At 67.3% G+C, this 25,980-nt stretch carries 24 protein-coding genes; 17 read left to right on the forward strand and 7 right to left on the reverse strand.

Annotated features, from left to right (window positions below):
- Window positions 1-20 precede the first annotated feature (20 nt).
- The 12 genes from pmbA to erpA all read left to right on the forward strand — a co-directional run bounded on the left by pmbA (window position 21) and on the right by erpA (window position 11,343).
- Entirely contained in the window at window positions 21-1,385 is a 1,365-nt protein-coding gene (gene pmbA / locus ACVN9Z_RS10435; RefSeq protein WP_006388634.1) for a metalloprotease PmbA, read from the forward strand.
- A 133-nt stretch (window positions 1,386-1,518) separates the two neighbouring features.
- Window positions 1,519-2,733, forward strand: coding sequence for a TRAP transporter substrate-binding protein (locus ACVN9Z_RS10440; RefSeq protein WP_458213371.1), 1,215 nt, complete (start codon window positions 1,519-1,521; stop codon window positions 2,731-2,733).
- 257 nt (window positions 2,734-2,990) lie between these two features.
- Window positions 2,991-4,145 (forward strand): ABC transporter substrate-binding protein, encoded by a 1,155-nt coding sequence (locus ACVN9Z_RS10445; protein WP_020925257.1) that lies wholly within the window; start codon window positions 2,991-2,993, stop codon window positions 4,143-4,145.
- A gap of 249 nt (window positions 4,146-4,394) precedes the next feature.
- Window positions 4,395-5,276, forward strand: a complete 882-nt coding sequence (locus tag ACVN9Z_RS10450; RefSeq protein WP_006388637.1) for a branched-chain amino acid ABC transporter permease — start codon at window positions 4,395-4,397, stop codon at window positions 5,274-5,276.
- 2 nt (window positions 5,277-5,278) lie between these two features.
- Entirely contained in the window at window positions 5,279-6,145 is an 867-nt protein-coding gene (locus ACVN9Z_RS10455) for a branched-chain amino acid ABC transporter permease (protein WP_006388638.1), read from the forward strand.
- Entirely contained in the window at window positions 6,138-6,926 is a 789-nt protein-coding gene (locus ACVN9Z_RS10460; RefSeq protein ID WP_006388639.1) for an ABC transporter ATP-binding protein, read from the forward strand. The genes ACVN9Z_RS10455 and ACVN9Z_RS10460 overlap by 8 nt, the downstream gene beginning before the upstream one ends.
- Window positions 6,923-7,636 (forward strand): ABC transporter ATP-binding protein, encoded by a 714-nt coding sequence (locus ACVN9Z_RS10465; protein WP_006388640.1) that lies wholly within the window; start codon window positions 6,923-6,925, stop codon window positions 7,634-7,636. Before ACVN9Z_RS10460 ends, ACVN9Z_RS10465 begins: the two co-directional genes overlap by 4 nt.
- A 394-nt stretch (window positions 7,637-8,030) precedes the next feature.
- The gene (rplM, locus tag ACVN9Z_RS10470; RefSeq protein ID WP_006217309.1) at window positions 8,031-8,459 is read left to right on the forward strand and encodes a 50S ribosomal protein L13; all 429 of its coding nucleotides are present in this window, start codon (window positions 8,031-8,033) and stop codon (window positions 8,457-8,459) included.
- 9 nt (window positions 8,460-8,468) lie between these two features.
- Window positions 8,469-8,861 carry a 30S ribosomal protein S9 gene (gene rpsI / locus ACVN9Z_RS10475; protein ID WP_006388641.1) on the forward strand — a complete coding sequence of 131 codons (393 nt, stop codon included), beginning with the start codon at window positions 8,469-8,471 and terminating at the stop codon, window positions 8,859-8,861.
- Window positions 8,862-9,034: 173 nt separating this feature from the next.
- Window positions 9,035-10,099: an N-acetyl-gamma-glutamyl-phosphate reductase gene (gene argC / locus ACVN9Z_RS10480; protein WP_458213372.1), complete on the forward strand. Its 1,065-nt coding sequence runs from the start codon at window positions 9,035-9,037 to the stop codon at window positions 10,097-10,099.
- A gap of 40 nt (window positions 10,100-10,139) precedes the next feature.
- A complete protein-coding gene (locus ACVN9Z_RS10485; RefSeq protein ID WP_006388643.1) occupies window positions 10,140-10,886 on the forward strand; it encodes a DUF6776 family protein in 747 nt (248 codons plus the stop codon).
- An 85-nt stretch (window positions 10,887-10,971) separates the two neighbouring features.
- A complete protein-coding gene (gene erpA / locus ACVN9Z_RS10490; RefSeq protein WP_006388644.1) occupies window positions 10,972-11,343 on the forward strand; it encodes an iron-sulfur cluster insertion protein ErpA in 372 nt (123 codons plus the stop codon).
- A 103-nt stretch (window positions 11,344-11,446) separates the two neighbouring features.
- On the opposite strand, the gene ACVN9Z_RS10495 is transcribed toward erpA, so the two are convergent.
- Complete coding sequence (locus ACVN9Z_RS10495) at window positions 11,447-12,556, reverse strand: anhydro-N-acetylmuramic acid kinase (RefSeq protein ID WP_024067699.1); 1,110 nt, start codon at window positions 12,554-12,556, stop codon at window positions 11,447-11,449.
- A gap of 79 nt (window positions 12,557-12,635) precedes the next feature.
- Window positions 12,636-14,045 (reverse strand): M23 family metallopeptidase, encoded by a 1,410-nt coding sequence (locus tag ACVN9Z_RS10500; RefSeq protein ID WP_006388646.1) that lies wholly within the window; start codon window positions 14,043-14,045, stop codon window positions 12,636-12,638.
- A 257-nt stretch (window positions 14,046-14,302) separates the two neighbouring features.
- Here ACVN9Z_RS10500 and tyrS point away from each other — a divergent pair, with 257 nt between their 5' ends.
- Both tyrS and ACVN9Z_RS10510 read left to right on the forward strand, forming a co-directional pair.
- Window positions 14,303-15,532, forward strand: a complete 1,230-nt coding sequence (gene tyrS / locus ACVN9Z_RS10505; RefSeq protein WP_458213373.1) for a tyrosine--tRNA ligase — start codon at window positions 14,303-14,305, stop codon at window positions 15,530-15,532.
- A 72-nt stretch (window positions 15,533-15,604) separates the two neighbouring features.
- Window positions 15,605-16,261, forward strand: a complete 657-nt coding sequence (locus ACVN9Z_RS10510; RefSeq protein WP_006388648.1) for a YbhB/YbcL family Raf kinase inhibitor-like protein — start codon at window positions 15,605-15,607, stop codon at window positions 16,259-16,261.
- A 79-nt stretch (window positions 16,262-16,340) separates the two neighbouring features.
- Here the strand turns inward: ACVN9Z_RS10510 and ACVN9Z_RS10515 are convergent, their stop codons facing one another.
- Window positions 16,341-16,979, reverse strand: a complete 639-nt coding sequence (locus tag ACVN9Z_RS10515; protein ID WP_054514724.1) for a LysE family translocator — start codon at window positions 16,977-16,979, stop codon at window positions 16,341-16,343.
- A gap of 205 nt (window positions 16,980-17,184) precedes the next feature.
- Here ACVN9Z_RS10515 and glyA point away from each other — a divergent pair, with 205 nt between their 5' ends.
- Together glyA and nrdR are read left to right on the forward strand one after the other, a co-directional pair.
- Window positions 17,185-18,435 (forward strand): serine hydroxymethyltransferase, encoded by a 1,251-nt coding sequence (gene glyA / locus ACVN9Z_RS10520; RefSeq protein ID WP_006388650.1) that lies wholly within the window; start codon window positions 17,185-17,187, stop codon window positions 18,433-18,435.
- Window positions 18,436-18,641: 206 nt separating this feature from the next.
- Complete coding sequence (gene nrdR, locus ACVN9Z_RS10525; RefSeq protein ID WP_006388651.1) at window positions 18,642-19,121, forward strand: transcriptional regulator NrdR; 480 nt, start codon at window positions 18,642-18,644, stop codon at window positions 19,119-19,121.
- Window positions 19,122-19,168: 47 nt separating this feature from the next.
- Here the strand turns inward: nrdR and ACVN9Z_RS10530 are convergent, their stop codons facing one another.
- Both ACVN9Z_RS10530 and ACVN9Z_RS10535 read right to left on the reverse strand, forming a co-directional pair.
- On the reverse strand, window positions 19,169-20,128 hold the full coding sequence (locus ACVN9Z_RS10530) for a GlxA family transcriptional regulator (protein ID WP_024067703.1): 960 nt from the start codon (window positions 20,126-20,128) through the stop codon (window positions 19,169-19,171).
- A 12-nt stretch (window positions 20,129-20,140) separates the two neighbouring features.
- Window positions 20,141-20,710, reverse strand: a complete 570-nt coding sequence (locus ACVN9Z_RS10535; RefSeq protein ID WP_458213374.1) for a cysteine hydrolase family protein — start codon at window positions 20,708-20,710, stop codon at window positions 20,141-20,143.
- Between the two features lie 240 nt (window positions 20,711-20,950).
- On the opposite strand from ACVN9Z_RS10535, the gene ribD reads away from it, so the two are divergent.
- Window positions 20,951-22,072 carry a bifunctional diaminohydroxyphosphoribosylaminopyrimidine deaminase/5-amino-6-(5-phosphoribosylamino)uracil reductase RibD gene (gene ribD / locus ACVN9Z_RS10540; RefSeq protein ID WP_458213511.1) on the forward strand — a complete coding sequence of 374 codons (1,122 nt, stop codon included), beginning with the start codon at window positions 20,951-20,953 and terminating at the stop codon, window positions 22,070-22,072.
- Here ribD and ACVN9Z_RS10545 read toward each other — a convergent pair.
- Both ACVN9Z_RS10545 and ACVN9Z_RS10550 read right to left on the reverse strand, forming a co-directional pair.
- Entirely contained in the window at window positions 22,069-24,525 is a 2,457-nt protein-coding gene (locus ACVN9Z_RS10545) for a hypothetical protein (RefSeq protein ID WP_458213375.1), read from the reverse strand. The genes ribD and ACVN9Z_RS10545 overlap by 4 nt on opposite strands.
- Window positions 24,512-25,708 (reverse strand): DUF3142 domain-containing protein, encoded by a 1,197-nt coding sequence (locus ACVN9Z_RS10550; protein WP_458213376.1) that lies wholly within the window; start codon window positions 25,706-25,708, stop codon window positions 24,512-24,514. Before ACVN9Z_RS10550 ends, ACVN9Z_RS10545 begins: the two co-directional genes overlap by 14 nt.
- Window positions 25,709-25,980: the final 272 nt, after the last annotated feature.

A 25,980-nucleotide genomic window follows, 5' to 3' on the forward strand; every position in this document is an offset into this window, starting at 1 on the left:
TCTCTGCAAATTGGACAGCAATGGTCAAATCCTCCTCCTCCTTGCCGCTGGCGGCCAATCACGCGCGTTTTTCCGAACTCGTCGAGCAAACCCTGGCCTACGCGCGCCAGATCGGCGCCTCGGACGCCGCGGCCGAAGTCTCCGAAAGCCTGGGCCTGTCGGTATCGGTGCGCAAGAACGACATCGAGACCGTCGAACAGACCCGTGACCGCTCGCTCGACCTGACGGTCTACGCCGGCCAGAGCCGCGGTTCCGCCTCGACCTCCGACTTCTCCGAAGCCGCGCTGCGCCAGACGGTCGAGGCCGCCTGGCACATCGCCCGCCACACCGCCGCCGATCCGGCCGCCGGCCTGCCCGACGCCGACCAGTTGGCCACCGAATTCCCCGACCTCGACCTGCACCGCGCCTGGACGGTTTCCACCGAGGAAGCCGCCGAGCTGGCGCTGCGCGCCGAACGCGCCGCGCGCGAGGTCGATGCCCGCATCACCAATACCGACGGCGCCACGGTCGGCACCTACGAAGGCCAGTTCGTCATGGGCAACACCCGTGGCTTCCTGGGCGGCTACCCGTATTCGCGCCACAGCCTGTCGGTGGCGCCCATCGCCGGCCGCGGCAACGGCATGCAGCGCGACTACTGGTACACCTCCGAGCGCGATCCGGCCAAGCTGGCCACGCCCGAGGCCGTCGGCCGCTACGCCGCCGAGCGCACGCTGTCGCGCCTGTCGGCGCGCCGCATCCGCACCGGCAAGTTCCCGGTCCTGTTCGAGGCGCCGCTGGCGCTCGGCCTGGTCGGCGCCCTGACGCAGGCCGCCAACGGCGGCGCGCTGTACCGCAAGGCCAGCTTCCTGCTCGACGCCCTGGGCAAGCCGATCTTCCCCGAACACATCAATCTGACCGAAGACCCGCACATCCGCGGCGCCATGGGCAGTTCGCCGTTCGACGACGAAGGCGTGCGCACCCGCAAGCGCAACGTGGTCTCGGCCGGCGTGCTGGAAGGCTATTTCCTGTCCTCCTACACCGCGCGCAAGCTCGGCATGCAGACCACCGGTAACGCGGGCGGTTCGCACAACCTGGTCTTCAGCTCCACGCTGACGCGCCGTGGCGACGATTTCGAGGCGATGCTCAAGAAGATGGGCACGGGCTTCCTGGTCACCGAGCTGATCGGACAGGGCGTGAACTACGTCACCGGCGACTATTCGCGCGGCGCGTTCGGCTATTGGGTCGAGAACGGCCAGATCCAGCATGCGGTGCAGGAAGTCACCATCGCCGGCAACCTGTCGGACATGTTCCGCCAGATCGTCGCGGTGGGCGCCGACACCATCTCGCGCGGCACCAAGACCACCGGTTCGATCCTGATCGAACAGATGGCGATCGCCGGCACCTGACCCGGGAACCGCGTCACAACGCTCTTTGCAATCCTTGACCGCTCGGGAATTCCTCTAGCCGTCAGCGGCGATGGCAACGTGTAATATCCGGCGGGTATTGCTCAAACTGGTATCGCTGTAGAGGAGCAAAGAGATGCAACGACGTTCATTCTTGAAGCAGGCCGGCCTGGGCGCCGTGGCGGCGGGGGCGGCGGTCAGCGCTCCCGCCCTGGCGCAGGATTCCCCCTCGATCAGCTGGCGCCTGGCGTCCGGCTTTCCGGCGGCGCTGGACCTGCGCTTCGGCGCTGGCGAGATTTTCCGCAAATTCGTCTCCGATGCCACCGGCGGCAAGTTCAGCATCAAGCAACTGGCCGAAGGCGAGGTCGCGCCCGCGGCGCAACTGATGGACGCGGTCGGCGCCGCCACGGTCGAATGCGCCCACGTGTCATCAGGCATCTACTTCGCCAAAAACCCCGCCTTCTGCTTCGATTCGGCGGTGCCGTTCGGGCTGGACGCGGGCCAGATGAATGCCTGGATGCTCGAAGGCGACGGCCTGCGCCTGATGCGCGAACTGTTCAAGGCGCAGAAGATCATCAACTTTCCGCTCGGCAACACCGGTTCGCAGATGGGCCTGTGGTCCAACCGCGAGATCAAGCGCGCGACCGATTTGAAAGACCTGAGGATGCGCGTCGACGGCCTGGCGGCGCAGGTGCTGGCGCATCTGGGCGTGCAGCCGCAGCAGACCGGCGCGGCCGCGCAGGCCAATGACGGGAAGGGCGCCGAGGCCGCCAAGGAGGCCAAGCCGGCAGAAGCCGCCAAGGATCCCAAGGACGCCAAGCCGGCGGAGGGCAGCAAGCCGACCGAGGCCGCCAAGCCCGCCGAGGCCGCCGCCAAGGCGGGCCCGGACGCCGTGGCCGGCGCCGGCGCCTACGACGACGGCAAGCTCGGCCTGAACAAGGCTGCCAGGTTCTATTACGGCCCCAGCTGGTGGGCCGCCAGCGAACAGCTGTCGCTCTATATCAATGAAGAGGCCTGGGCCAAGCTGCCCAAGCACTACCAGGCGGTGATCGAAGCCGCCGCCCTGGCCGCGCATGCGCGCACCACGGCGGCCTACGCCGCCCGCAATCCGGCCGCGCTGGCCCAACTGGTCGCGGCCGGCGCGCAGGTGCGCGCCTTGCCGCGCTCGGTCATGGATGCCGCGTTCGAGGCGACCCAGCAGGTCTACAAGGACCTGGGCGAGAAGGACCCGAAATTCAAGGCGATCCACGACAACTACATGGGTTTTCGCGACAACGCGATGCCCTGGCTCCGCTTGACCGAGGGCGCCTACGACCAGTACCTGGGCGTGGCGCTGTCCGCTCGCAGTTGATGGCAGGTCCGGATGCCGAATGGCATTCGGTTGGAGGTGGGGTTTTCGCTGATAACCCCGTGTTTTTTACAAAAAAATGGGCGGTTTTGCTCCTTTTGTTGAACGGCATTCGAGTTTCGGCCTGATACAAAGGAGTAATATCCCGGGTCTTGACGCGCAAACGTGACGCCTTCAGGCGCCATTGGACGTCAATCCGGCGGGAACATCCCGGCCTGGATAACCAACATTCCGAGACAGACTTTAAGGTGGTATCAACCATGCAATCCAAGACCAAGAAGCTGCTGGCCGCGCTGATCGCCGCCGGTATCGTCCCGGCTGCCCATGCGGCCGACATCAAGCTGGGCGTGGCCGAGGCCCTGTCGGGCGGCGCCGCTCAGTACGGCGTGTCGATCCGCAACGGTTTCCAACTGGCCGCTGACGAGATCAACGCCGCGGGCGGGATCAATGGCAACAAGATCGTGCTGGTGGTCGAGGACGAGCAAGGCAAGAAAGAAGAAGCCATCAACGTCTTCAAGAAGCTGATCTTCAAGGACAACGTCCTGATGGTGTTCGGCCCGACGCTGTCGAACTCGGCCCAGGCCGCCGACCCGATCGCCCAGGCCGCCAAGACGGTCGCCTTCGGCACCTCCAACACCGCCGACGGCATCACCTCCATCGGCAACTACGTGTTCCGCAACTCGGTCACCGAAGCCGACGTGCTGCCCGCCACCATCTCCACCGTCAAGGCCAAGACCGGCCTGAAGAACGTGGCGGTGCTGTACGGCAACGACGACGTCTTCACCAAGAGCGGCTACGACAACTTCAAGAAGGCCCTGGAAGACCAGAAGATCCCGGTCACCACGACCGAAACGTTCGCCAAGGGCGACGTCGACTTCAAGGCCCAGCTGACCAAGATCAAGGGCACCAACCCCGACGCCATCGTGCTGTCGGCGCTGTTGGCCGAAGGCGCCCCGATCATGGTGCAGGCCCGCCAGCTGGGCCTGAACGTGCCCGTCATCGGCGGCAACGGCATGAACTCGGTCAAGATCTTCGACCTGGCCCCCGGCGGCGCGTCGAACAACCTGTGGATCGGCAGCCCGTGGTCGATCGAGAACAAGGCCCCCGAGAACGTCAAGTTCATCGACGCCTACAAGGCCAAGTTCAACGGCGCGCCCGACCAGTTCGCCGCGCAGTCGTACGACGCCATGTACATCGTCGCCCAGGCCCTGAAGAACACCAAGATCTCCGGCGAACTGGCCAAGGACCGCGCCGCCCTGCGCGACGCGCTGCCCTCGGTGCAATGGACCGGCGCCACCGGCGCCTTCAAGTTCCGCCAGGCCACCGACCGCGCCGGCAAGCCCGCCGGCTACGACGCCGACCAGGCGCCGATCGTCAGCGTGACCAAGGACGGCAAGTACGTCATCGAGAAGTAAGCAGTCGGCATCCCCGCGCGGGGGGATGCGCCTTGCGGACGGCGGCCAGCTGTCGTCCGCAAGGCGCTTTTTATCGTAGGACTCCCCAGGAATAGAACGGCTCTCTCAGGGCGGCAGGTCCACGCAATGCGCGGCGTGGAAGGCCTTACACAGGCCTGCCCCGGGTCCCGAAGCCGTGCCTGGCGAGCGGCAAGTCCACGCAGGGGGCGCGGCGTGGGGGCTCTTTTTTGATTTGGAATATGTCCCATCATGTTGGAACAACAATTCGTTAACGCCTTGTCGCTGGGCTGTGTGTACGCACTGTTCGCGCTGGGCTTCACGCTGGTATTCGGCGTGCTCGGGGTGATCAACCTCGCGCATGGCGCCGTCTTCATGGTGGGGGCCTACGCGGCGCTCTCCGTGGTGCAGCATTTCGGCCTGCCCCTGTGGGCGGCGCTGATGGTGGCATTTTTCGTCGCCGGCTTCACCGGGGTCATCATCGACTACCTGGTGCTCAAGCCGCTGCGCAAGCGTAATGCCCCCCACCTGATCCCCATGATCGCCACGATCGGCGTGGGCATCATCCTGAACAATGGCGCGCAAGGCATCTTCGGCGCCAGCAACCTGCGCTTCCCGCACGGCACCGTGCCCGAGGAAGTGATCGAGATCGCCGGCCTGCACCTGACCGTGATCGAACTGGGCATCATCTTCCTGTCGTTCGCGCTGATGGCCCTGCTGATGTTCGTGATGCGTCGCACGCAGTTCGGCCGCGCCCTGCGCGCCATTGCCGAATCGCCCAAGGCCGCCTGGCTGCTGGGCATCAACGTCGAAAAGCTCTTCATCACCACCTCGTTCGCCGCCGCCGCCCTGGGCGGGGTCGCGGGCGTGCTGATCGGCCTGTACTCGAACGCGCTGTTCCCGCTGATGGGCCAGCCGATGCTGCACAAGGGCATCGCGGTCATCATCCTTGGCGGCATGGGCGACATTCGTGGCGCCATGCTGGGCGGGCTGTTCCTGGGCTTCGCTGAAGTGCTGTCGGTGGCCTATATCGGCTCCACCATGCGCGACGCGGTGGCATTCGGCCTGCTGTTCCTGATCCTGCTGGTGCGCCCGCAAGGTCTGTTCGGCAAAGTGGTTCAACGCAAGGCTTGAGTATGAGCGGATTCGAAAACTTCTGGGCCATCTATGGCAACCTGGTGCTGACGCTCGGCACCAACGCCCTGCTGGCCCTCTCCATCTGGCTGACGCTTGCCTGCGGCATGCTGGCCATGGCCAATGCGGCCTTCATGGGCATCGGCGCCTACGCGGCGGCGTTGCTCACCATGAACTACGACGTCTCGTTCCCGGTCGCGCTGGCCGGCGGCATGGCGGCGCCGGCCCTGGTGGCGGCGCTGATCGGCTTGCCGACCTTGCGGCTGTCAGGGGTCTATCTCGCCATGGCCACGCTGGGTTTCGGCGAAGTGGTGCGGGTGACGGTGCTGAACACCGAGTCGATCACCGGCGGCGCGCTGGGCCTTAACGGCATTCCGCAGCTGACGCAGTGGTGGCACGTCATCCTGGCGGTCGTCATCGTGCTGTTCGTGCTGTGGCGCGTGCGCGCCTCGAAGATCGGACGCGCCTTCGAGGCCATCCGCGGCGACGAGACCGCGGCCGGCCTGATGGGCATCGACGTGCGCGCCAACAAGATGCTGGCCTTCGTGGCGGGCGCGATGATCGCCGGCCTGGCCGGCGCGCTGAATGCGCACCTGACCTTCTTCATCGGCCCCAACGAATACGGCTTCGACCGTGGCGTTGAAATCCTGACGATGGCCATCCTGGGCGGTATCGGCGGTCTGGCCGGTCCGGTGCTGGGCAGCTTCATCATCACCGTGCTGCCCGAGCTGCTGCGCGGGTTCGCGGATTTCCGCCTGGTCATCAACGGAGTGATCCTGGTGGTGATTGTGCTTTTCCTGCCGCAAGGCATCTGGGATCCGGCGCGCTTCAAGCGCTGGATGCGTCAAGGAGGCAAGCGCCATGCTTGAGCTGACCTCCGTTTCCAAGAGCTTCGGCGGCCTGCACGTGCTGCATGACGTCAGCCTGTCGGTGCCCGAAGGCGCGATCTTCGGCCTGATCGGTCCCAACGGCGCCGGCAAGACCACGGTGTTCAACCTGATCACCGGCCTGCTGCCGCCCAGCGGCGGCGGCATCGCCTTCAATGGCGAAAGCCTGCTGCGTCGCAAGCCGCACGCCATCACCCGCATGGGCATCGCCCGCACCTTCCAGAACATCCGTCTCTTCAAGGAGATGACGCTGCTGGAGAACGTGGTGGTGGGCGCCTACCGCCACATGAACTACGGCTTCCCCAGCCTGCTGCTGGGCCTGCCGGGCTACCGCGAGCACGAAAAGCGCGCCCGCGAGCGCGCCCACGAGCTGCTGACGTGGATGCGCCTGGACCACAAGGCCAACGACCTGGCCGACAACCTATCGTACGGCGAGCAGCGCCGCCTGGAGCTGGCGCGCGCGCTGGCCACCGAGCCCAAGCTGCTGCTGCTGGACGAACCGGTCGCAGGCATGAACACCGGCGAGCGCGCCGAGCTGATGCGCGAGATCCTGGCGATCCGCGACCGCGGCTACACCATCCTCATGATCGAGCACGACATGCGCTTCGTGATGGGGCTGTGCGAACGCATCGCGGTGCTGAACTTCGGCAAGATCATCGCTTGCGGCGGGCCTGAAGAGATCCGCAACAACGAGCAGGTCATCGAGGCCTACCTGGGCCGCGAGGACGACGACGACACCGAAAACGCGGAGGCCGCACAATGAGCAGCGCAATGCTGGAAGTCCGCGGACTCGAGGTCAACTACGGCCACATCGAAGCCGTCCGCGGCATCGACCTGGACCTGGAAGCCAAGGAAATCACCGCCCTGGTCGGCGCCAACGGCGCCGGCAAGTCGACCACGCTGCTGGCGCTGTCGGGCCTGCTGCCCAAGGCGCGCGGCAAGATCCTGTTCGAAGGCGAGGACGTCACCAACCTGGCGCCGCACCAGCTGGTGGCGCGCGGCATCGTCCAGGTGCCGGAAGGCCGGGCCATCCTCACCACCATGACCGTGTTGGAAAACCTCGAGCTGGGCGCCTACCGCCGCGGCCTGAAGAACATCGATTCGGACCTGGAATACGTCTTCAACCTGTTCCCGCGCCTGAAAGAGCGGATTACCGGCATCGCCGGCAATCTCTCCGGCGGCGAACAGCAGATGCTGGCGATCGGCCGCGCCCTGATGGCCAAGCCGCGCCTGTTGCTGCTGGACGAACCGTCGATGGGCCTGGCGCCGATCGTGGTGCAGGAAATCTTCCGCTCGCTGCGGGCGATCAACGCCGACGGCCTGACCCTGTTCCTGGTGGAGCAGAACGTGCGCCAGGCGCTCAAGATCGCCCAGCACGGCTACGTGCTGGAGAACGGCGCCATGGCGCTGTCGGGCACCGGCCGCGGGCTGCTGGGCCATCCGCGGGTGCTGGAAGCCTACCTGGGCGCCTGATCCGCGCGGTGGAACGGGGAAGGGGGCGCTGGAGCGCTGGCGGGGTTCCCGGCGGCATGCACTTGCGTCCCCTTTAAAAATGCGACAGTCGTTTCCCTGGGGAACGGCTGTCCATCCACCTGGATTCGATTGCGGCTGCCCATTTTTTGAGCATCCGTGGTAGAATTTCAGGCTTTCCCTCATTTTGACCATTGCACGGGCGGGTAATAACGCTTAGGCGGGACGTCGATAGGGACAACGGATGGGCTGAAACCCGATGGGCTGAAACCCGATCGGTTGAAACCCGGCACTGAAACCCAGTTGCTGGAAAGATGCCGGCTCCATTGTCTAGTTGAGGGAAGAAGCCTGGCTGGATCGTCCAGTCAGAGACCATTTTTCATATCTAGGAACCATCATGAAGACCTTTGTGGCCAAGCCGCATGAAGTCCAACGTGACTGGTTTGTGATCGACGCCAAGGGCAAAGTCCTCGGTCGTGTGGCCAGCGAAGTCGCACGTCGTCTGCGTGGCAAGCACAAACCTGAATTCACGCCGCACGTTGATACCGGCGATTACATCGTCATCATCAACGCTTCCGATATCGTCGTTACCGGTACCAAGGCGAAGGACAAGAAGTACTTCCGCCACACCACGTACCCGGGCGGTATCCGCGAAACGAACTTCGAGAAGATGCAAGAGCGTTTTCCCGGTCGCGCCATCCAGAAGGCCGTCAAGGGCATGCTGCCCAAGGGTCCTCTGGGCTACGCCATGATCAAGAAGCTGAAGGTCTATGCCGGTGCCGAGCACCCGCACACCGCCCAGCAGCCCAAGACGCTGGATATCTAAGGAAACGCCATGATCGGTAACTGGAACTACGGAACCGGCCGTCGCAAAACTTCGGTGGCTCGCGTTTTCATCAAGAAGGGCACCGGCAAGATCGTCGTCAACGGCAAGCCCGTCGACGAATTCTTCGCCCGTGAAACCGGCCGCATGGTCGTGCGCCAGCCGCTGGAACTGACCGGCCACCTGGAATCGTTCGACATCAAGGTCAACGTGCACGGCGGCGGTGAAACCGGCCAGGCCGGCGCAGTCCGTCACGGCATCACGCGTGCCCTGATCGACTACGACGCGACCCTGAAGCCCGCGCTGTCGCAAGCTGGTTTCGTGACCCGCGATGCCCGCGAAGTCGAACGCAAGAAGGTCGGCTTCCGCAAGGCGCGCCGTCGCAAGCAGTTCAGCAAGCGTTAATCGCTGCGAAAAAAGCCCGCCTCGTGCGGGCTTTTTTTTACATGTACCAAGGCTCGCGGAACTCCGCGGGCATCGTCCGGTCGGACAGCGGTTGCCGCGCGCTTTCATGCGCGGCGGCAAGGCCGGTTGTCCGAGCGATACAATCGAGCCTCGTTCTACGAAGAGCACACATCATGGCCCAAGCATCGAACTCCCGTATCAAGGTTGGTATCGTCGGCGGCACCGGTTACACCGGCGTCGAACTGCTGCGCTTGCTGTCGCAGCATCCCCATGTGGAATTGACCGCCATCACGTCCCGCAAGGAAGACGGGCTGCCGGTGGCCGACATGTACCCGAACCTGCGCGGCCGCGTGCAGATCGCCTTTTCCTCGCCGGAAAAGGCCACGCTGACCGACTGCGACGTGGTGTTCTTCGCCACGCCCCACGGCGTGGCCATGGCCCAGGCCCAGGAACTGATCGCCGCCGGCACCAAGGTCATCGACCTGGCCGCGGACTTCCGCCTGCAGGACGTGCCCACCTTCGAACGCTGGTACAAGATTCCCCATACCTGCCCGGACATCCTGGCTGAATCCCAGTACGGCCTGGTCGAGCTGAACCGCGAAGCCATCGCCAAGGCGCGCGTCATCGGCAACCCGGGCTGCTACCCGACCACCGTGCTGCTGGGCCTGGCCCCGCTGCTCGAAGGCGGCAAGCAACTGGTCGATGCGCAGACCCTGATCGCCGACTGCAAGTCGGGTGTTTCCGGGGCCGGCCGCAAGGCCGAAGTCGGCTCGCTGTTCTCCGAGGCATCCGACAACTTCAAGGCCTACGGCGTGGCCGGCCACCGCCACCATCCCGAAATCGTCGCCCAGCTCGAGAAGATCGCCGCGGGCAAGGTCGGCCTGACCTTCGTGCCGCACCTGGTGCCGATGATCCGTGGCATGTACTCGACCATCTACGCCCGCATCAAGCCCGAGGCGCGCGACACCGACTTCCAGGCCCTGTTCGAGCAGCGCTACGCCGACGAGCCGTTCGTCGACGTCATGCCCGCCGGCAGTCTGCCCGAGACGCGCTCGGTGCGCGCTTCCAACAACCTGCGCATCGCACTGTCGCGCCCGGGCGGTGGCGACCAGCTCATCATCATGGTGGTGCAGGACAACCTGGTGAAGGGCGCGGCCGGCCAGGCGGTGCAGAACATGAACCTGATGTTCGGTTTCCCCGAGACCGTCGGCCTGGACCAGGTCGCGATCCTGCCCTGATGTCCGGCCGGGCTGGCGGTTTGCCGCCGGCCCGCTCCCCATGTCCAACGATTCCTCCGCGACGCCTCGAACTTCCCGTGCCGGCCTCGGCCTGCGGGTCGCCGCCGGCGTGCTGGCCGGTGTGCTGGCGGGCGCGGCGGCGGGCTATTACTACGCGCGCGGCGTCTACCAACCCAAGGACGCCGTCGTGCTCAGCGCGGCGCAGGTCGAGACGCGCGACGAAGCCATGCGCCAACAGGCGGTGCAATTGCGCTACCTGCGCGGCCAGCTCGATACCGCCGACGGCGAGCTGGTGATCGAGCGCTCGGCGCGCCAGGAACTCGAAACCCAGCTGCACGCCGCGCAGGCCGAGATCGGCCGCGTGCGCGACCAGCTGGCGTTCTATGAACAACTGCTGCCCCCGGGGCCCGAAGGCACCGTGGACATCCGCGGCGCCCAGATCGACCGCGAAGGCGGCGGGCTGCGCTACAAGGTGCTGCTGATGCGCAGCGGCCGCAATGGCGCCGCCCCGTTCGCCGGCACGCTGCGGTTCCAGGCCGTCGGCACGCTCAAGGGCGAAACCGTCACCGTGGACCTGGCGCCGATGCAGGTCAAGGCCGAAAGCGGTCCCGTGCCCGCCACCGGCGAAACCACCACCGCGGCGTCGCTGGCCTTGCAGTTCGACCAGTACCAGCGCAGCCAGGGCGTCCTGGCCGTGCCCGAGGGATTTGTCCCCGAAAGCGTCACCATCAGTGTCCTGGAGGGCGATGTGGTCCGCGCCTCCCGCAGCGTCAAGCTCGAACTTTGAGTCCGGGCGGCGCTGCGCTATAGTGACTACATGCGAGCGGCGCAGCCGCTCATCGGAATACGGCCCCAGCGGCCAGGAGTGAATCATGAATGCAGTGACCGAAACCGTCGACCTGCAGGCTGCCCCGCCTGCTCCCCTGGTGTTCACCGACTCGGCTGCCGCCAAGGTCAAGGACCTGCTGGCCGAGGAAGGCAACCCCGAGCTGAAGCTGCGCGTGTTCGTGCAGGGCGGCGGCTGTTCGGGTTTCCAGTACGGTTTCACGTTCGACGAAGTCGTCAACGAAGACGACACCGTGCTGGACAAGGCCGGCGTGCAGTTGCTGGTCGACCCCATGAGCTTCCAGTACCTGGTTGGCGCCGAGATCGACTACAAGGAAGACCTGGAAGGCGCCCAGTTCGTCATCCGCAATCCCAACGCCAGCACCACCTGCGGCTGCGGCTCGTCGTTCTCGGTGTAAGCCGGTAGCGGCGTTGCGCCGCGATGGCGGCGCAACGCCCGCTCGGCCACAAAAAAAGCCCTTCGGTTTTCCGAGGGGCTTTTTGTCGTGCGGGCGGCGCGCGTCAGGCGGGATACAAGGCGCCCAGGATGCGCGCGCCACGCGCACCGGTGACGCCGGGCAGGCCGGCGGGGCGGCGCGCCAGGAAGGCCTGGGCCAGCCAGGCGAACGCCAGCGCCTCCACCTGTTGCGCCGGGACGCCCAGCGCGTCGGTGGCATGCACCGGGCGCTGCAGGCAATACGCCAACTCACGCATCAGTCCGGGGTTGCAGGCGCCGCCGCCGCAGACATAGAGCTCGCGCACGTCCGTGCCGGCGGCGTCGATGGCGTTGGCGACGGTGCGGGCCGTCAGGCGTTGCAGGGTGGCCTGCACGTCCTGCGGCGCCGGCCTGGGACCATCGTAGGCGGCCAGCCGGTCGTCCAGCCAGCGCATGTTGAACAGGTCGCGGCCGGTCGATTTGGGCGGCGGCAGCGCGAACCACGGTTCGCTCGCGATCAGTTGCTCCAGGAGCGGCGCCAGCACCTGGCCGCTGGCGGCCCAGCGGCCGTCGGCGTCATAGGATTGGCCCAGGTGCCGCTGGCACCAGCCGTCCAGGAAGACATTGGCCGGGCCCGTGTCGAAGCCGCGTGGCGGCTGGTCCGGCGCCAGCAGCGTGACGTTGGCGATGCCGCCCAGGTTCAGCACCGCGCGGCCTTGCGGCGCGCCGAACACGGCGGCGTGGAAGGGCGGCACCAGCGGCGCGCCCTGGCCGCCGGCGGCCACGTCGCGGCTGCGGAAGTCCGCCACCACGTCGATGCCGGTCAGCTCCGCCAGCAGGGCGGGCGCATTGAGCTGCACGGTGTAGCCGCTGTCGGGGCGGTGGCGTACCGTCTGGCCATGGGCGCCGATGGCGGCAACGTCCCGCGCTTGCAGCTTGGCGCCGGCCAGCAGGTCCGCCACCACCTGCGCATACAGGCGGGCCAGTTCGTTGGCGGCGAGCGCGGCGCGGGCCAGTTCGTCGTCGCCGGCAAGGTTCAGGGCCAGGAACTCGGCCCGCAGCGCGGCGGGCATCGACAGGCTGGCGCTGGCCAGCACCTGCGGCGGCTGGCCGTCGCGCAGTCGCGCCAGGACACCGTCGACGCCGTCCACGCTGGTGCCGGACATCAGGCCGATGAAATGCTGGGGTGTCGTCATGTCAAAAGCCGCCTGTAAAAAAAGCGGCCCGGCATCGAGATGCGCGGGCCGCCTTGCGGATGCGAGATGCAGGTCCGGCTCAGCGGCTGGCCACGTTGGTCAGCGCGTCGGGCAGGGTCTGCTGGAATTCGGTGAGCAGCTGGATCTGCTGCTTGTACGGCGCCACGGCCTGATTGAAGGCGCGGATTTCGGCCGGTTCCAGGGCGCGGGCGACGGGCAGGTCGACCGACAACGGGTCGATCGGCTGGTTGTCGACGCGGAACTCGTAGTGCAGGTGCGGACCGGTGGCCCAGCCGGTGGCGCCGACGTAGCCGATCAGTTGCCCTTGCGAGATCTTGCTGCCCTTGGTGATGCCTTCGGCGATGCGGCTCTGGTGCGCGTAGAGCGTCGAGTACTTGCCGTGGTGCTTGACGATGACCACGTTGCCGTAGCCGTTCTGCCAGCCGGCGAATTCCACCGTGCCGTCGGCCGTGGAGTGGATCGGCGTGCCTGACGGCGCGGCATAGTCCACGCCCTTGTGCCCCGTCCAGGTCTTGTGGATCGGGTGCATGCGCATGCCGAACGTCGAGCTGATGCGGCTGAACTTCAGGGCGGTGCGCAGGAACGCGCCGCGCAGGCTGGTGCCGTCGAAGTCGTAGTACGAGCCGGTCTTGTTGTCGGCGCTGAACCAGACGGCGGAGTAGGTCTTGCCGCCGTTGATGAATTCCAGGGCCAGCACGCGGCCGGCGCCGGCGTAGCGGCCGTCGTGCGAGCGCACTTCGTAGACCACGCGGAACTGGTCGCCCTGGCGCAGGTCGCGCAGGAAGTCGATCTTGGCGCTGAGGATGTCGGCCATCTGCATGGTGACCGAATCGGGGATGCCGGCGGCATCGGTGGCGCCGAACAGCGAGGACCGGATCGTGCCCACGGCGACGCGGGTCTGGCGATCGGTGCTTTCGGTGATTTCCTCGGCCTTGTAGCCGGCGTCGGTGCGCGCCACGTGCAGCATGCGGGTGACGACCTGGCCGTCGGCCTCGTTGCCCGGCGTGTGGATGTAGCGCAGCCAGATCAGGTTGCCTTCGGCGTCGGTCGCGGCCTGCACCGACCGGCCCGGGTACAGCTTGTAGATGCTGCGCGCGCTGGCGTCGTGGGTCAGGAAGGTCTGCAGGTCCGGGGAATCCAGCTCCAGGCGCTGCAGCACGGCGGCCAGCGTGTCGCCCGCGCGGATGCGGGTTTCGCTGATGTAGGGCGCGGCGCTGGGCGTGCTGACTTCGACCTGTTCGGTGGTCAGCGGCAGGATGCTCTGGATGACGCGGGACGGGGGGAGTTCGCTGCGGTCGGGTTGCTGCACCATGCCCAAGGCGGCGGCGCCGGCAAACAGACCCATGGCGGTGACGAGGAGAGTGCGGCGGAAAAGTCCCGAGCGATGCGGCTTGGGCTCGACGGGCGCAAATACGGCGGCAACTTTGCGTTTGATGCTACTCGCCAGGTCGTGGAGGCCACGATTCATCGTGAAGATACCCTCTCAGGTGGCATGAGCTCGCAGGGTGCGTGACACGAACGGCCCCCGCGCGCCACGTTTTCCGGGGCAAGGGCTGGCGCGGGGCGCATCTTGTGAACAACGGGTGGTAACCGGAGCACAACTGCGTATATATGACAGTTGCGTATGATTAGGGCGGTATCCTAGCTGATTCGGCTAGAATTTTCGATAGTTTTCGTCACTTTTTACACCTTTTTATCGGCTGAAGCCGTTGCGGCCCCCCAAAAATGTCACCCTCCGAAGCCCCCACCACCCCCGAAGTCGAAGCCGATCTGCGTATTGCCAAGCGCGGATGCGATGAGTTGCTGGTCGAAGCCGAATTCGCCCGCAAGCTGGCCCGCAGCCGCGCCACCGGCGTGCCGCTGCGCATCAAGCTGGGGCTGGACCCGACCGCGCCGGACATCCACCTGGGCCATACCGTGGTGCTCAACAAGATGCGCCAGTTGCAGGACCTGGGCCATGAGGTCATTTTCCTGATCGGCGACTTCACCTCGACCATCGGCGACCCCAGCGGCCGCAACAGCACCCGCCCGCCGCTCACGCGCGAGCAGATCGAGGCCAACGCCAAGACCTACTATGCGCAGGCCAGCCTGGTGCTGGATCCGGCGCGCACCGAGATCCGTTACAACTCGGAGTGGTGCGACCCGCTGGGCGCGCGCGGCATGATCCAGCTGGCGTCGCGCTACACCGTGGCGCGCATGATGGAACGCGAGGATTTCACCAAGCGCTTCAAGGGCGGCATCCCGATCTCGGTGCATGAATTCCTGTACCCGCTGATGCAGGGTTACGACTCGGTGGCGCTGAAGTCCGATCTGGAGCTGGGGGGCACCGATCAGAAGTTCAACCTGCTGGTCGGCCGCGAGCTGCAGAAGGAGTATGGACAGGAGCCGCAGTGCATCCTGACGATGCCGCTGCTGGTCGGTACCGACGGCGTCGAGAAGATGTCCAAGTCCAAGGGCAACTACATCGGCATTTCGGAGTCGCCCGATTCGATGTTCGGCAAGCTGATGTCGATTTCCGACACGCTGATGTGGCGCTACTTCGAGCTGCTGTCGTTCCGCTCGCTGGAAGACATCGCCGCGCTGCGCCAGGAGATCGACGGCGGCCGCAATCCGCGCGACGCCAAGGTCATGCTGGCGCAGGAAATCATCACCCGTTTCCATTCGGCCAAGGCGGCCGAGGACGCCCTGGCCGCGTTCGAGGCGCGTTTCCGCGACGGCGCGATTCCGGAGGACATGCCCGAGGTCAGCATCGGCGGCGCGCCGGTCGGCATCCTCAAGCTGCTGCGCGAGGCTGGCCTGGTGGCTTCGGGTTCCGAGGCGCAGCGCAACGTCGAGCAGGGCGGGGTGCGCGTCAATGGCGACCGGGTCGAAGACAAATCGTTGCAACTGCCTGCGGGGACTTACGTGGTCCAGGTGGGCAAGCGCAAGTTCGCGCGTGTTAAGTTGAACCCATAATCGCGAAGATTTTGATACGCTGGAGGGACGTTCAAGGCTGGGATGCCTTCGCAGCACTTCAAGGAGCACGACATGAAACTTTCGAGTTTGTCTTTTTCCGATAACGAGTCGATTCCGGAGCGCTACGCCTTCGGCAAGATCGATGCGCAATCGCACGTCGCGCTGGCTGACAACTACAACCCGCAGTTTTCCTGGGACGACGTCCCGGCGGGTACGCAGTCGTTCGCCTTGATCTGCCACGACCCGGACGTTCCCTCCAAGCCCGACGACGTCAACCAGGAGGGCCGTGAAGTGCCGGCCGACCTGCCGCGGGTCGATTTCTTCCATTGGGTGCTGGTCGACCTGGCGGCCGACATGCGCGAAATCGACGAAGGCGCCTTTTCCAGCGGCATCACGCCGCGTGGCAAGGGCGGCCCGCTGGCGCCGCTGGATGCCCGTCAGGGCATCAATTCGTACTCGTCCTGGTTCGCCAACGACCACGACATGAGCGGCGACTATTTCGGCTATGACGGCCCGTGCCCGCCCTGGAACGACGCACTGGTGCACCGCTACGTGTTCACGCTGTACGCGCTGGACGTCCATACGCTGAACCTGCAGGGTTCGTTCACCGGCGAGGACGCGCTGCGCGCCATCCAGAAGCACGTGCTGGCGCAGGCGTCGCTGACCGGCACCTATACGCTCAACCCGAAGCTGGCGCCCAAGCAGATCGGGGCGACCTCGGCGTCCTGATTCCTCGCGATCAGTAAAAAGGGCCGCATCAATGCGGCCCTTTTTTATTTCCCGGCCATCCGCCGGATGCGCGGCGCCTTCAGGCGCCGGCGCGTTTCAGGCGCAGCAGCGCCACGCCGAAGGCGACGAATACCGAGCCCACTGCCCGGTTGATCCAGCGCAGCGCGCGTGGCTGCTGGAACAGGCGGCGGGCGCGGCGCGCCAGCAGGCCGTAGGCCAGCAGCGATGGCAGCGACAGGCCCATGAAGATGCCGGTCAGGATGAAGAACTGCGGCAGCAGCGGATTGGCCGCGTTCAGGAACTGCGGGAACAGCGCGGTGAAGAACAGGATGGGCTTGGGATTCAGGCCGGCCACGAGGGTGGCCTCCAGGTACAGCGCCAGCGCGCCGCGCGGCGGGCGGCCCTGGCTGTCCGGCGGCGGCGCGGCCACGCTGCTGCGGCCCAGCAGGTGGCGCAGGCCCAGGTAGATCAGGTAGGCGGCGCCGGCGATCTTGAGGATGGCGAACAGCAGGGCGGACGATTGCAGCACCACGCCCAGGCCCAGCATGGCGGCGCCGGACAGCAGGAACAGGCCTGTGATATTGCCTAGCGACGACGGCAGCACGGCACGCAGGCCGCCGGCGGCGCCATTGCGCATGGCCAGGATGCTGGCGGGGCCGGGGGTGACGACGCTGACGGCGGCGACCAGGGTGTAGGCGAGCAAAGTCTGGGTTTGCATGAAAGTTTCTCAAGTCGGATTGAGAGGGTTTTCCTGCCACGGATGGATCGCGGAAATTTCGCGCCCTTGGCGGGAATTTTGCCGCCATTCGGGGCATTTTGGCGACAGGGAAAGCGGCGGTACGCGGTAAACTATTCGTCATTATCCGGGTTTACCCACCCGGGCGCAGTTTTCTCCTCTCTTACCGCCTCAGGAACCCCCCGTCATGTTTGACCGCAACCTCACCCTCTCCAAGGCTGACCCGGACGTCTGGGCCGCCGTCCAGAAGGAAGACGTTCGCCAAGAGCAGCACATCGAGCTGATCGCTTCGGAGAACTACGCCAGCCCGGCCGTCATGGAAGCCCAGGGCACGCAGCTCACGAACAAGTACGCCGAAGGCTACCCGGGCAAGCGCTACTACGGCGGTTGCGAATACGTCGACGTGGTCGAGCAGCTGGCCATCGACCGCCTGAAGCAGATCTTCGGCGCCGAAGCCGCCAACGTGCAGCCCAACTCGGGTTCGCAGGCCAACCAGGGCGTGTACATGGCCGTCCTGAAGCCGGGCGACACGGTGCTGGGCATGAGCCTGGCCGAAGGCGGCCACCTGACGCACGGCGCGTCGGTCAACGCCTCGGGCAAGCTGTACAACTTCATCTCGTACGGCCTGGACGAAAACGAAGTCCTGAACTACGCCCAGGTCGAGCAGCTGGCCAAGGAGCACAAGCCCAAGCTGATCGTCGCCGGCGCCTCGGCCTACGCCCTGCACATCGACTTCGAGCGCATGGCCCGCATCGCCCACGACAACGGCGCGCTGTTCATGGTCGACATCGCCCACTACGCCGGCCTGGTCGCCGGCGGCGCGTACCCCAACCCGGTGCCGCACGCCGACTTCGTCACCTCGACCACGCACAAGTCGCTGCGCGGCCCGCGCGGCGGCGTCATCATGATGAAGGCCGAATACGAGAAGATCATCAACTCGGCCATCTTCCCCGGCATCCAGGGCGGTCCGCTGATGCACGTCATCGCCGGCAAGGCCGTGGCCTTCAAGGAAGCGCTGGAACCCGAATTCAAGACCTACGCGCAACAAGTGGTCAAGAACGCCAAGGTGCTGGCCGACACGCTGGTCAAGCGCGGCCTGCGCATCGTTTCGGGCCGCACCGAAAGCCACGTCATGCTGGTGGACCTGCGTGCCAAGGGCATCACGGGCAAGGAAGCCGAAGCCGTGCTGGGCCAGGCTCATATCACCGTCAACAAGAACGCCATCCCGAACGATCCGGAAAAGCCCTTCGTGACCAGCGGCATCCGCCTGGGCACGCCGGCCATGACCACCCGCGGCTTCACCGAAGCCGAGGCCGAGCTGACCGCCAACCTGATCGCCGACGTGCTGGACAACCCGCGTGACGAAGCCAACATCGCCGCCGTGCGCGCCAAGGTCAATGAGCTGACCTCGCGCCTGCCGGTGTACGGCAAGAAGTGATGCGGCGGCGGATCTTTCCCGCCGGCACATGACGAGGACGGCTCCGCAAGGGGCCGTCCTTTTGTTTTCGGGCCAATGGCGCTTGCGCGCCGGCGGTCATCATGGCAAAAATAATAGGGACGAATTTGTCATAGTCGCCACGGATCGACTGTCGCCTCGTTACAATATGGGCGAATTATTGCTTTCCGTGTTTTCAGGGATCACACATGCGGTGTCCATTTTGCGGCAACTCCGAAACGCAGGTCGTCGACAGCCGTGTCTCGGAAGAGGGCGACGCCATCCGTCGCCGGCGCCGCTGCCAGTCCTGTGACAAGCGCTTCACCACCTACGAGCGGGTGGAGCTGGCGATGCCGTCCGTGGTCAAGCGCAACGGCAGCCGCAGCGACTACGATCCCGCCAAGCTGCGCGCCAGCCTGAGCCTGGCGCTGCGCAAGCGCCCGGTCAGCACCGAGGACGTGGACGCCGCCGTCGCACGCATCGAGGAACAACTCCTGGCCAGCGGGCTGCGCGAAGTGGCTTCCGGGCATATCGGCGAACTGGTCATGAACGAGCTGCGCAAGCTCGACAAGGTGGCCTACGTGCGCTTTGCGTCGGTGTACAAGAGCTTCGAGGACATCGGCGAATTCGTCGAGGCGATCCGCGAGATGCAGGGGCCGGTGCTGCCCGCCAAGCTGCGCAAGGAATGAGGGCGCCGCGCGGCGCCTGAGGGTCGCGGATTGACTCGCAAGGCGCGCTACAGCGCGGGTGTCCGCGCCATGCTGGGCGTCTGCGGCTGGAATCGGCGCCACACGCGGCGCAGGTGCTGGGCCGAGCCGAATCCGGATTTCTCCGCCACCATCTCCAGGTTCAAGCGGGTTTCACGCAGCATGTCGCGCGCCAGCGCCACGCGTATCTGATACAGGTAGTCCATCGGCGTGCAGCCGGCGTGCTCGCGGAACAGCCGCGTCAGGTGGCGCGAACTGGTGTGGGCCTGCTCGGCCAGCGACTGCGCCGACCACGGCGCCGCCGGGTTGCGCACCACCGCGTCCTGGACTCGGTGCACACCGGGATGCATGTGGTTGCGGTGTTCCAGCCAGGGCGACAGGGCCGAGTCGGTGCCGGCGCGGCGCTGGTAGACCACCATGTCGCGCGCCACTTCACTGGCCACGCGCGGGCCGCAGTGGCGCGACACCATGTGCAGCGCCAGGTCGATGCCGGCGGTGATGCCGGCGCTGCTGACCAGGTTGCCGTCTTCGACGAAGATGCGGTTGTCGTGCAGCCGGGCGGACGGATCCATGTCGGCCAATTGCGCCAGGCAGCTGTGGTGCGTGGTGCATTCGCGCTGGCGCGTCAGGCCGGCCGCGGCGGCGAACAGGGCGCCGGCGCAGACGGTCATCAGCGTGAAGCCGTCGACCGGATGGCGCGCCGCCAGCCAGTCGATGATGACGCGGGCCTCGGGCTCGTCCAGGCGGATGTGCTTGCCCACCACCCCGGACACGATCACCAGCGCCTCGGGCGGCAGCTTCTGGGGCAGGGGCTGGATCCGCGCCAGGTGCAGGCCGGGAATGCCGCTTTCCACTTCGGTCGAGGGGCCGCAGAAATGCTGCGCGAAGGCGTCCGGGCACAGCTTGTTGGCAACCCGGAACGCCTCGGCCGGCCCGGCCACGTCGAGCAGCACGATTCCCCGCGGCAACACGAAGTACACGGGAATCATGGCGGCGCGTCCTTATTGCGCGTCGGCGAAGACGTCGGCGGCGCGGGCGATGCGGGCGAAGCGGCCCTGCAGCACCAGTTCGGTGGCGTCGCGGATCTCGGCGGGCGTGTAGTGCTTGCCCGACGGACTTTGCATGGCGAAAGTCAGCGTGGCGTCGGTCGGGAACACCACCTTGAAGCCGTCGTCGCTGGCGTGGCGGGTGGTGGTCTCGCAGCACTGTTCGGTGCGGATGCCGCTGACGATGACGCCCTCGATGCCGTGCTTGCGCAGCCAGTCCCGCAGCGTGGCGCCGTCGGCGTCCTTGGCGTAGAGGGAGGAATGCACGGTCTTGTGGAACACGGCGTCGGGCTCGATGCGCAGTTCCTTCAATGTCTTGACATGGCCGGAGGCCAGCGAGAATGGGTTGGCTGGATCGTTGGCGGCGCTGGTGTGAAACACCTGCAGCACCGGGATGTCGCGGGCACGGGCGGCGTCGATCAGGCCCTGGAGTTGCGAGATGAATGCCGGATATTCCGACTCGTCCCAAAACGGACGCTGGCGGAAGGAATCCTGGACGTCGATGACGATCAATGCTTGTTTCATGGCGGCGGGCTCCGTGCCTTGGGATTTCGAGAGATACGTGGCGTATTGTGGGCCTGCCCCGGCGGCGGGGCGAGGCCGTCCCGAGACCAGCATCGGCCCAAAACGGACATGACTGCCGGGCCGCTTGAACGATCATAGCGCGCCGGCGCGGGACGGCAAGCGCGGCGTGCCGGCGATCCGCCGCGGACATACAATCCGTGCATGATGAAGAACCCCAGCGAATCCGACGACCTGTCCTGGATGCGGCGCGCCCTGGCCCTGGCGCAGACCGTCATGTACTCGACCGCGCCCAACCCCCGGGTGGGCTGCGTCATCGTGCGCGATGGCCGCGTGCTGGGCGAGGGCGCCACCCAGCCTCCCGGCGGCCCGCATGCCGAAGTGTGCGCGCTGCGCGACGCGCAGGCGCGCGGCGAATCGGTGGCGGGCGCCACCGTCTACGTCACGCTGGAGCCGTGCAGTCATTTCGGCCGCACGCCGCCCTGCGTGGACGCCTTGCTGGCGGCTGCGCCGGCGCGGGTGGTGGTGGCGATCGGCGATCCCAACCCGCTGGTCAATGGCAAGGGGCTGGCGCGCCTGCGCCAGGCCGGTATCGCCGTCACCACCGGCATCTGCCGCGAAGAGGCGCTGGCCCTGAACGCCGGTTTCATTTCGCGCATGAGCCGCGGGCTGCCGTGGACCTGGCTCAAGATGGCGACGTCGCTGGATGGCCGCAGTGCCCTGCATAACGGCCTGTCGCAATGGATCACCGGCCCCGAGGCGCGCGCCGACGGGCATCTGTGGCGCGCGCGCAGCTGCGTGGTGCTGACCGGCATCGGCACCGTGCTCAAGGACGATCCGCAACTGACCGTGCGCAGCGTGCAGACGCCGCGCCAGCCGCGCCGGGCGGTGGTCGACGGGCGCTTCGAGATTCCCGAGGACGCGCGCCTGTTCGACGGCGGCGAGGTCATCGTGTTCACGGCGCGGGTCGACGCCGCCAAGCAGGCGCGGCTGGAAGCCAGGAACGTCCGCGTGGTGTCGATGCCCGCCGCCGAGCCCGACCGCGTGGACCTGCCGGCGATGATGCGCTGGCTGGCCGCGCAGCAGTTCAATGAAGTCCACGTCGAGGCCGGCGCCGGTTTGAGCGGCGCGCTGGTGGCGGCCGGCTGCGTCGACGAACTGCTGATATATATGGCGCCGATGTTGCTGGGCGACGCCGCCGGCGTGGTCAGGCTGCCGCCGCTGGAGCGGCTGGACGCCGCCCCGCGCTACGAATTCATCGAGGCGCAGCGGGTGGCGGCAGACCTGCGCGTGCGCGCCCGGGTGCCGGAGCATTGGCGCGGACTGTTGCGGCGGGTCGAATTGCCCGCCGTTCAGACGCCCTAGCGCTTGCCGCCGCGGGCCGCCGGGGTGGCGCTGCGCCAGGCCCACAGCGCGGCGCCGAGCGCCGCCAGCGCAAGCAGGCCGCCGGCCAGCAACAGGCCGGGATGCTGCTGGCGCGCGCGCTCCCAGGCTTTCCATGCCTGGATGTAGTGAAAGCGCGCGGCCGATTGGAAGTCCGGTTCAGGGCATTCGCGGCCGAAGGTGTCGCTGAAGGGCACCCGGGCGCCCTGGTCCACGTAGCGCAGATAGATGGCGGAGGCGCGTTCCGGCGTGTCGTCGATGACGTAACGCGCGCCGCGGCACAGCACGGCGGCGAAGGCCTGCGAGCGGCTGGGCAGTTCGTCGGCCGCCTTCATCGCGTAGTCGGCGGCGATCTGGCGGTAGTGGTAGCGCACGTTGGGGCGCGCCTCGCTGGCGGCATAGCGCTTGCGTTCTTCCTGTGTCACATAGGGGCCCGGCAGGTCGGCCTCGGCGCGCTGCAACGGGGTATCCAGCGGCATGCCGGCGTCGGCGCGGGCTTCGCGCCACCACGGGTTGGCGTCGCGACCCGCGCCGGCTGAATAGTTGCCGTCATAGACGGCGTAGTCCGGGCCCTGTTCATAGCCCATGATGCGGATGCCGTCGCGGCGCGCCAGTGTTGCCGCCTGGTACCAGGCCTGGGCACGGGCGGTGCGGCCCCAGGCGCTGCCCGCCGTCCGCAGGGCGTCGCCGTACCGGGCGGCGCGCTGGCGCACGTCGGACTCCTGGATCTTCCATGCGCCGTCGTCGTAGCCCCCGCTGGCAAAGCGCGGATCGGAGTCGGCCGGAAAGTAGGGCAGGGCCTCGGCCACGCGGCCCTCGCGCACCAGGCGCCGCGCCAGCAGCTGGCGCAGGCGGTCATGCGCGGGCGGGGGGTTCAGGCGGCTCCATTGATAGAACTGTTCGGGCGTATAGCGGCTGAAGCCGGCCGGACGCGCAGGCGCCGGCGCGTCCGGCGGCAGGCGGTCGACATAGGCCTTGAGCTCCTCGGTCGTGAGCACGCGTTCGGCCACGTAGGCGGCGTCGTTCCAGTAGGGCGACAGGGGCCAGCCTTCATCGTCCGGGTTGGCGCCGTCGCGACCCGCGGCGGCGCGGTACAGCTGGTCCAGCGCTTCCACGTACTGGCCGCGCGACAGCGACAGCACGCCTTGTTCGGCCTTGAGCAGGGAGGCCGATCCAGGTTCGAGACTGCCATCGGCCCGCGGGAATGCCGCGATCGCGCGGGCATAGGCCTGGGCGGCGAGTTCGTTGTCACCGCGGCGGATGGCCAGTTTGGCGCGCACCCACCAGGCCAATGCCGTGTCGAGCCGACCGGCCAGGGTCTGGGCGAGATCGTAGCGGCCCACGCGATAGGCCAGCGCCGCGACCCGATCGGCATCGGCGATGCGTTGCGGGTCCTGGGTCTGCAACGCGGCCACGAGCGATTGCAGCGCCGGGTTGGGCGCGACGTTGGGCGCGCCGCCGGCGGCATCGGCCAGGCTCAGGCGGCCGGTCTGTTCGAAGTTGGCGAACGGGTCGCGGGCGCTGTCCGGCTTGCCGTCGACGATATCGCCGATACGGGCCAGGCCATACGCCACCAGCAGGCGTTGGCCCACCGGGTCGTCGATCAGGCGGCCGGCTCGCGCCGCCGAGGCCAGCGCCCAGTCGGCGATCAGGCGCAGCGATTCGCGCCCGCTGATCGAGTCGCGGGCGGCCTGGGCGGCGTACAGGCGCACCGCCTGATGCAGGTTGGCCGGGGCGATGGCGTCCAGGCAGGGCGTTGCATTGACCACGTCTTCATACGCGCATTGTCCCAGGCTGCCGGTCAGCGACAGCCGCGCCTGCTGGCCGTAGCTGGCAACGGCCAGGCCGAGCGGATCGGGCGCGCCTTGCAGCGCCATCTCGCGCACGCGCGCATAGTCCTGCGCCGCCGTGCCCGGGTTCCCGGTTTCGGCCAGCATGTAGGCGGCCCAGACGCTGCGCGTCGCCGCCTGCTCGGCGGGCAGCGCCAGGATTGCCCGCAGGCGCTGGCGCGCCCGTTCCCAGCGCTGCTCGTGCGGGGCCTGCGGCGCTGTGTGGTAGTCGACCGCGGCCGCGGCATAGAGGCGGACCGCTTCAGGCAGGCCGGCGCCCGCGGCGTACGCCTGCTCGCCGTCCGGACGGGTGCGCATCAACCGCAGCTGGTCGAGCTGTGCCGGGGTGAGCGCGGGGTCGTAGGCTTCCGGGATGGCGTCGGAGCGGTAGCTGCCGTCCGGTAGCAGTGGTGATTCATTGGCGCGCAGCGAGTCCGTGGCGGGGACCAGGCGCATCGCCTCGTAGGCGAACGAATTGGCGGGCGTGCCCTGCAGCGTGCCGGCGCGGTCGTCCAGCAGCTGTGGCGGGAAGTCGGGACCGCAGGCAATGACGATGCCCGCGCCGGCCAGCAGCAAGGCGGCGATCAGCGATTTACGGTTGTACATGGAAGCTCGGGGTTGCGGCGTCACAGCGGATCCATCCTATGGCGCGTTCGGCGCCGGCGCGCAGCAGGCCATCCCGCGCGCGCCGAAGATACCCGCCCTGCCGATCATATTCAAGGGTATAGCCGTTGATGCCGTCGGCGGCGCGGCAGCGGGCGTCCAGCCTGACGATGAAGGGCAGCGGCGCATCGGTGTTGCCACGGTTGGACAGCAACACGTCGCGCGCCCCGCCCGGCCCTGGCGCAGCGGCCGCGACCGCGAGCGCCGGCGTCAGGGGGTGGCGCGCCAGCACCGCGCGCCAGGTCGGCAGGCTCCAGGCGCGCGTGTCCGCCTGGGTCGGCAGGCGGAACCAGGCGATGCCCGCCAGCCCGGCCGGCCGATCGCGGTCGAGCGTGGCGACAAAGGCCGCGATGGTGTCGGGCGCGACCAGCAGTTCCGCCGAACGGCCGCCCGGTATCAACGCAGGCCGTTCGCTTTCGACGGCGACGATCTGGCCTTGTTCGTCCCACGCGACGCGGCTGCCGTAGGCTGGCAGCGCCGCCCGCCAGGGCTTTGCGGTGCGGTCGGCGTAGGCAGCGAGCCAGGCGCGCGCGCGCCTGGCGTCGAACAGCGACCCTTGCGCCGGATTCAATACGGCGTGGACCTGCAGCACGGTTTCGTCCGGCACCGCCAGCAATTCGGTCAGCGCGGCGCTTTCCAGCCAGGTGGGCAGGGCGGTGATGGACAGCCGCAAGTCCTGCGGCAGGCGGGCCTTGAGCTTGGCCAGCAGCGCGCTGTAGGCCGGTAATCGCGCCGTGGGGCAGTCGTAGTCGATCTCCAGGCCGGCCAGCGTGATGCCGGCGCCGCGCCAGGCCGAGAGCAAGGCGGCCGCGCGCGCGTCGATGTCGGCCTCGCTCAGGGCGCCGACGCGACCGTCGAGCCGCAGCACCAGCACGACGGGACGCCCGGTTGCCGCCAGCGCGGCCAGGTCGGGCGTTGCCTCGAACCAGGCGCCGTCGGCGCGCAGTTCGGCCGCCAGCACGCGCCACGCGCGCAGCATGTCGGCGCTGTCAGCCAGTGCGTGGTTCAGCGCGGGCGTCCAGCGCCGCTGCCAGACGTAGGCATCGTTGGGCAAGGGAGGGGCGCTGCGTTCGCAGGCTGCCAGCAGCAGCAGTCCGCACAGAACCGCCAGACGCCAACAGCGCATTGACGCGCGGGCGATGCGCGGCCGGTCCGGGACAGGGCGCGGGCGTGGCAACATGATGTGCGGACGGTGTTTGAAAAAGCGGCGCGCGGCGGCTGCGGCGGTTGCGTGATTCTATCCTTGACGCCGCCAGGGGTATTAGCACTCTCATGTCTTGGCTGCCAATCGATGCCGCGATAGCGCAGCGCGATCGGGTCGATAGCGTTTGCCCGCGCGGCTTGCGGCGTGATCGCAGCAAGTTTGAGAGCGATTTCCCGACGCCGCTCCAAGGGTTG

The sequence above is a fragment of the Achromobacter sp. KK8 genome (assembly GCF_054188005.1).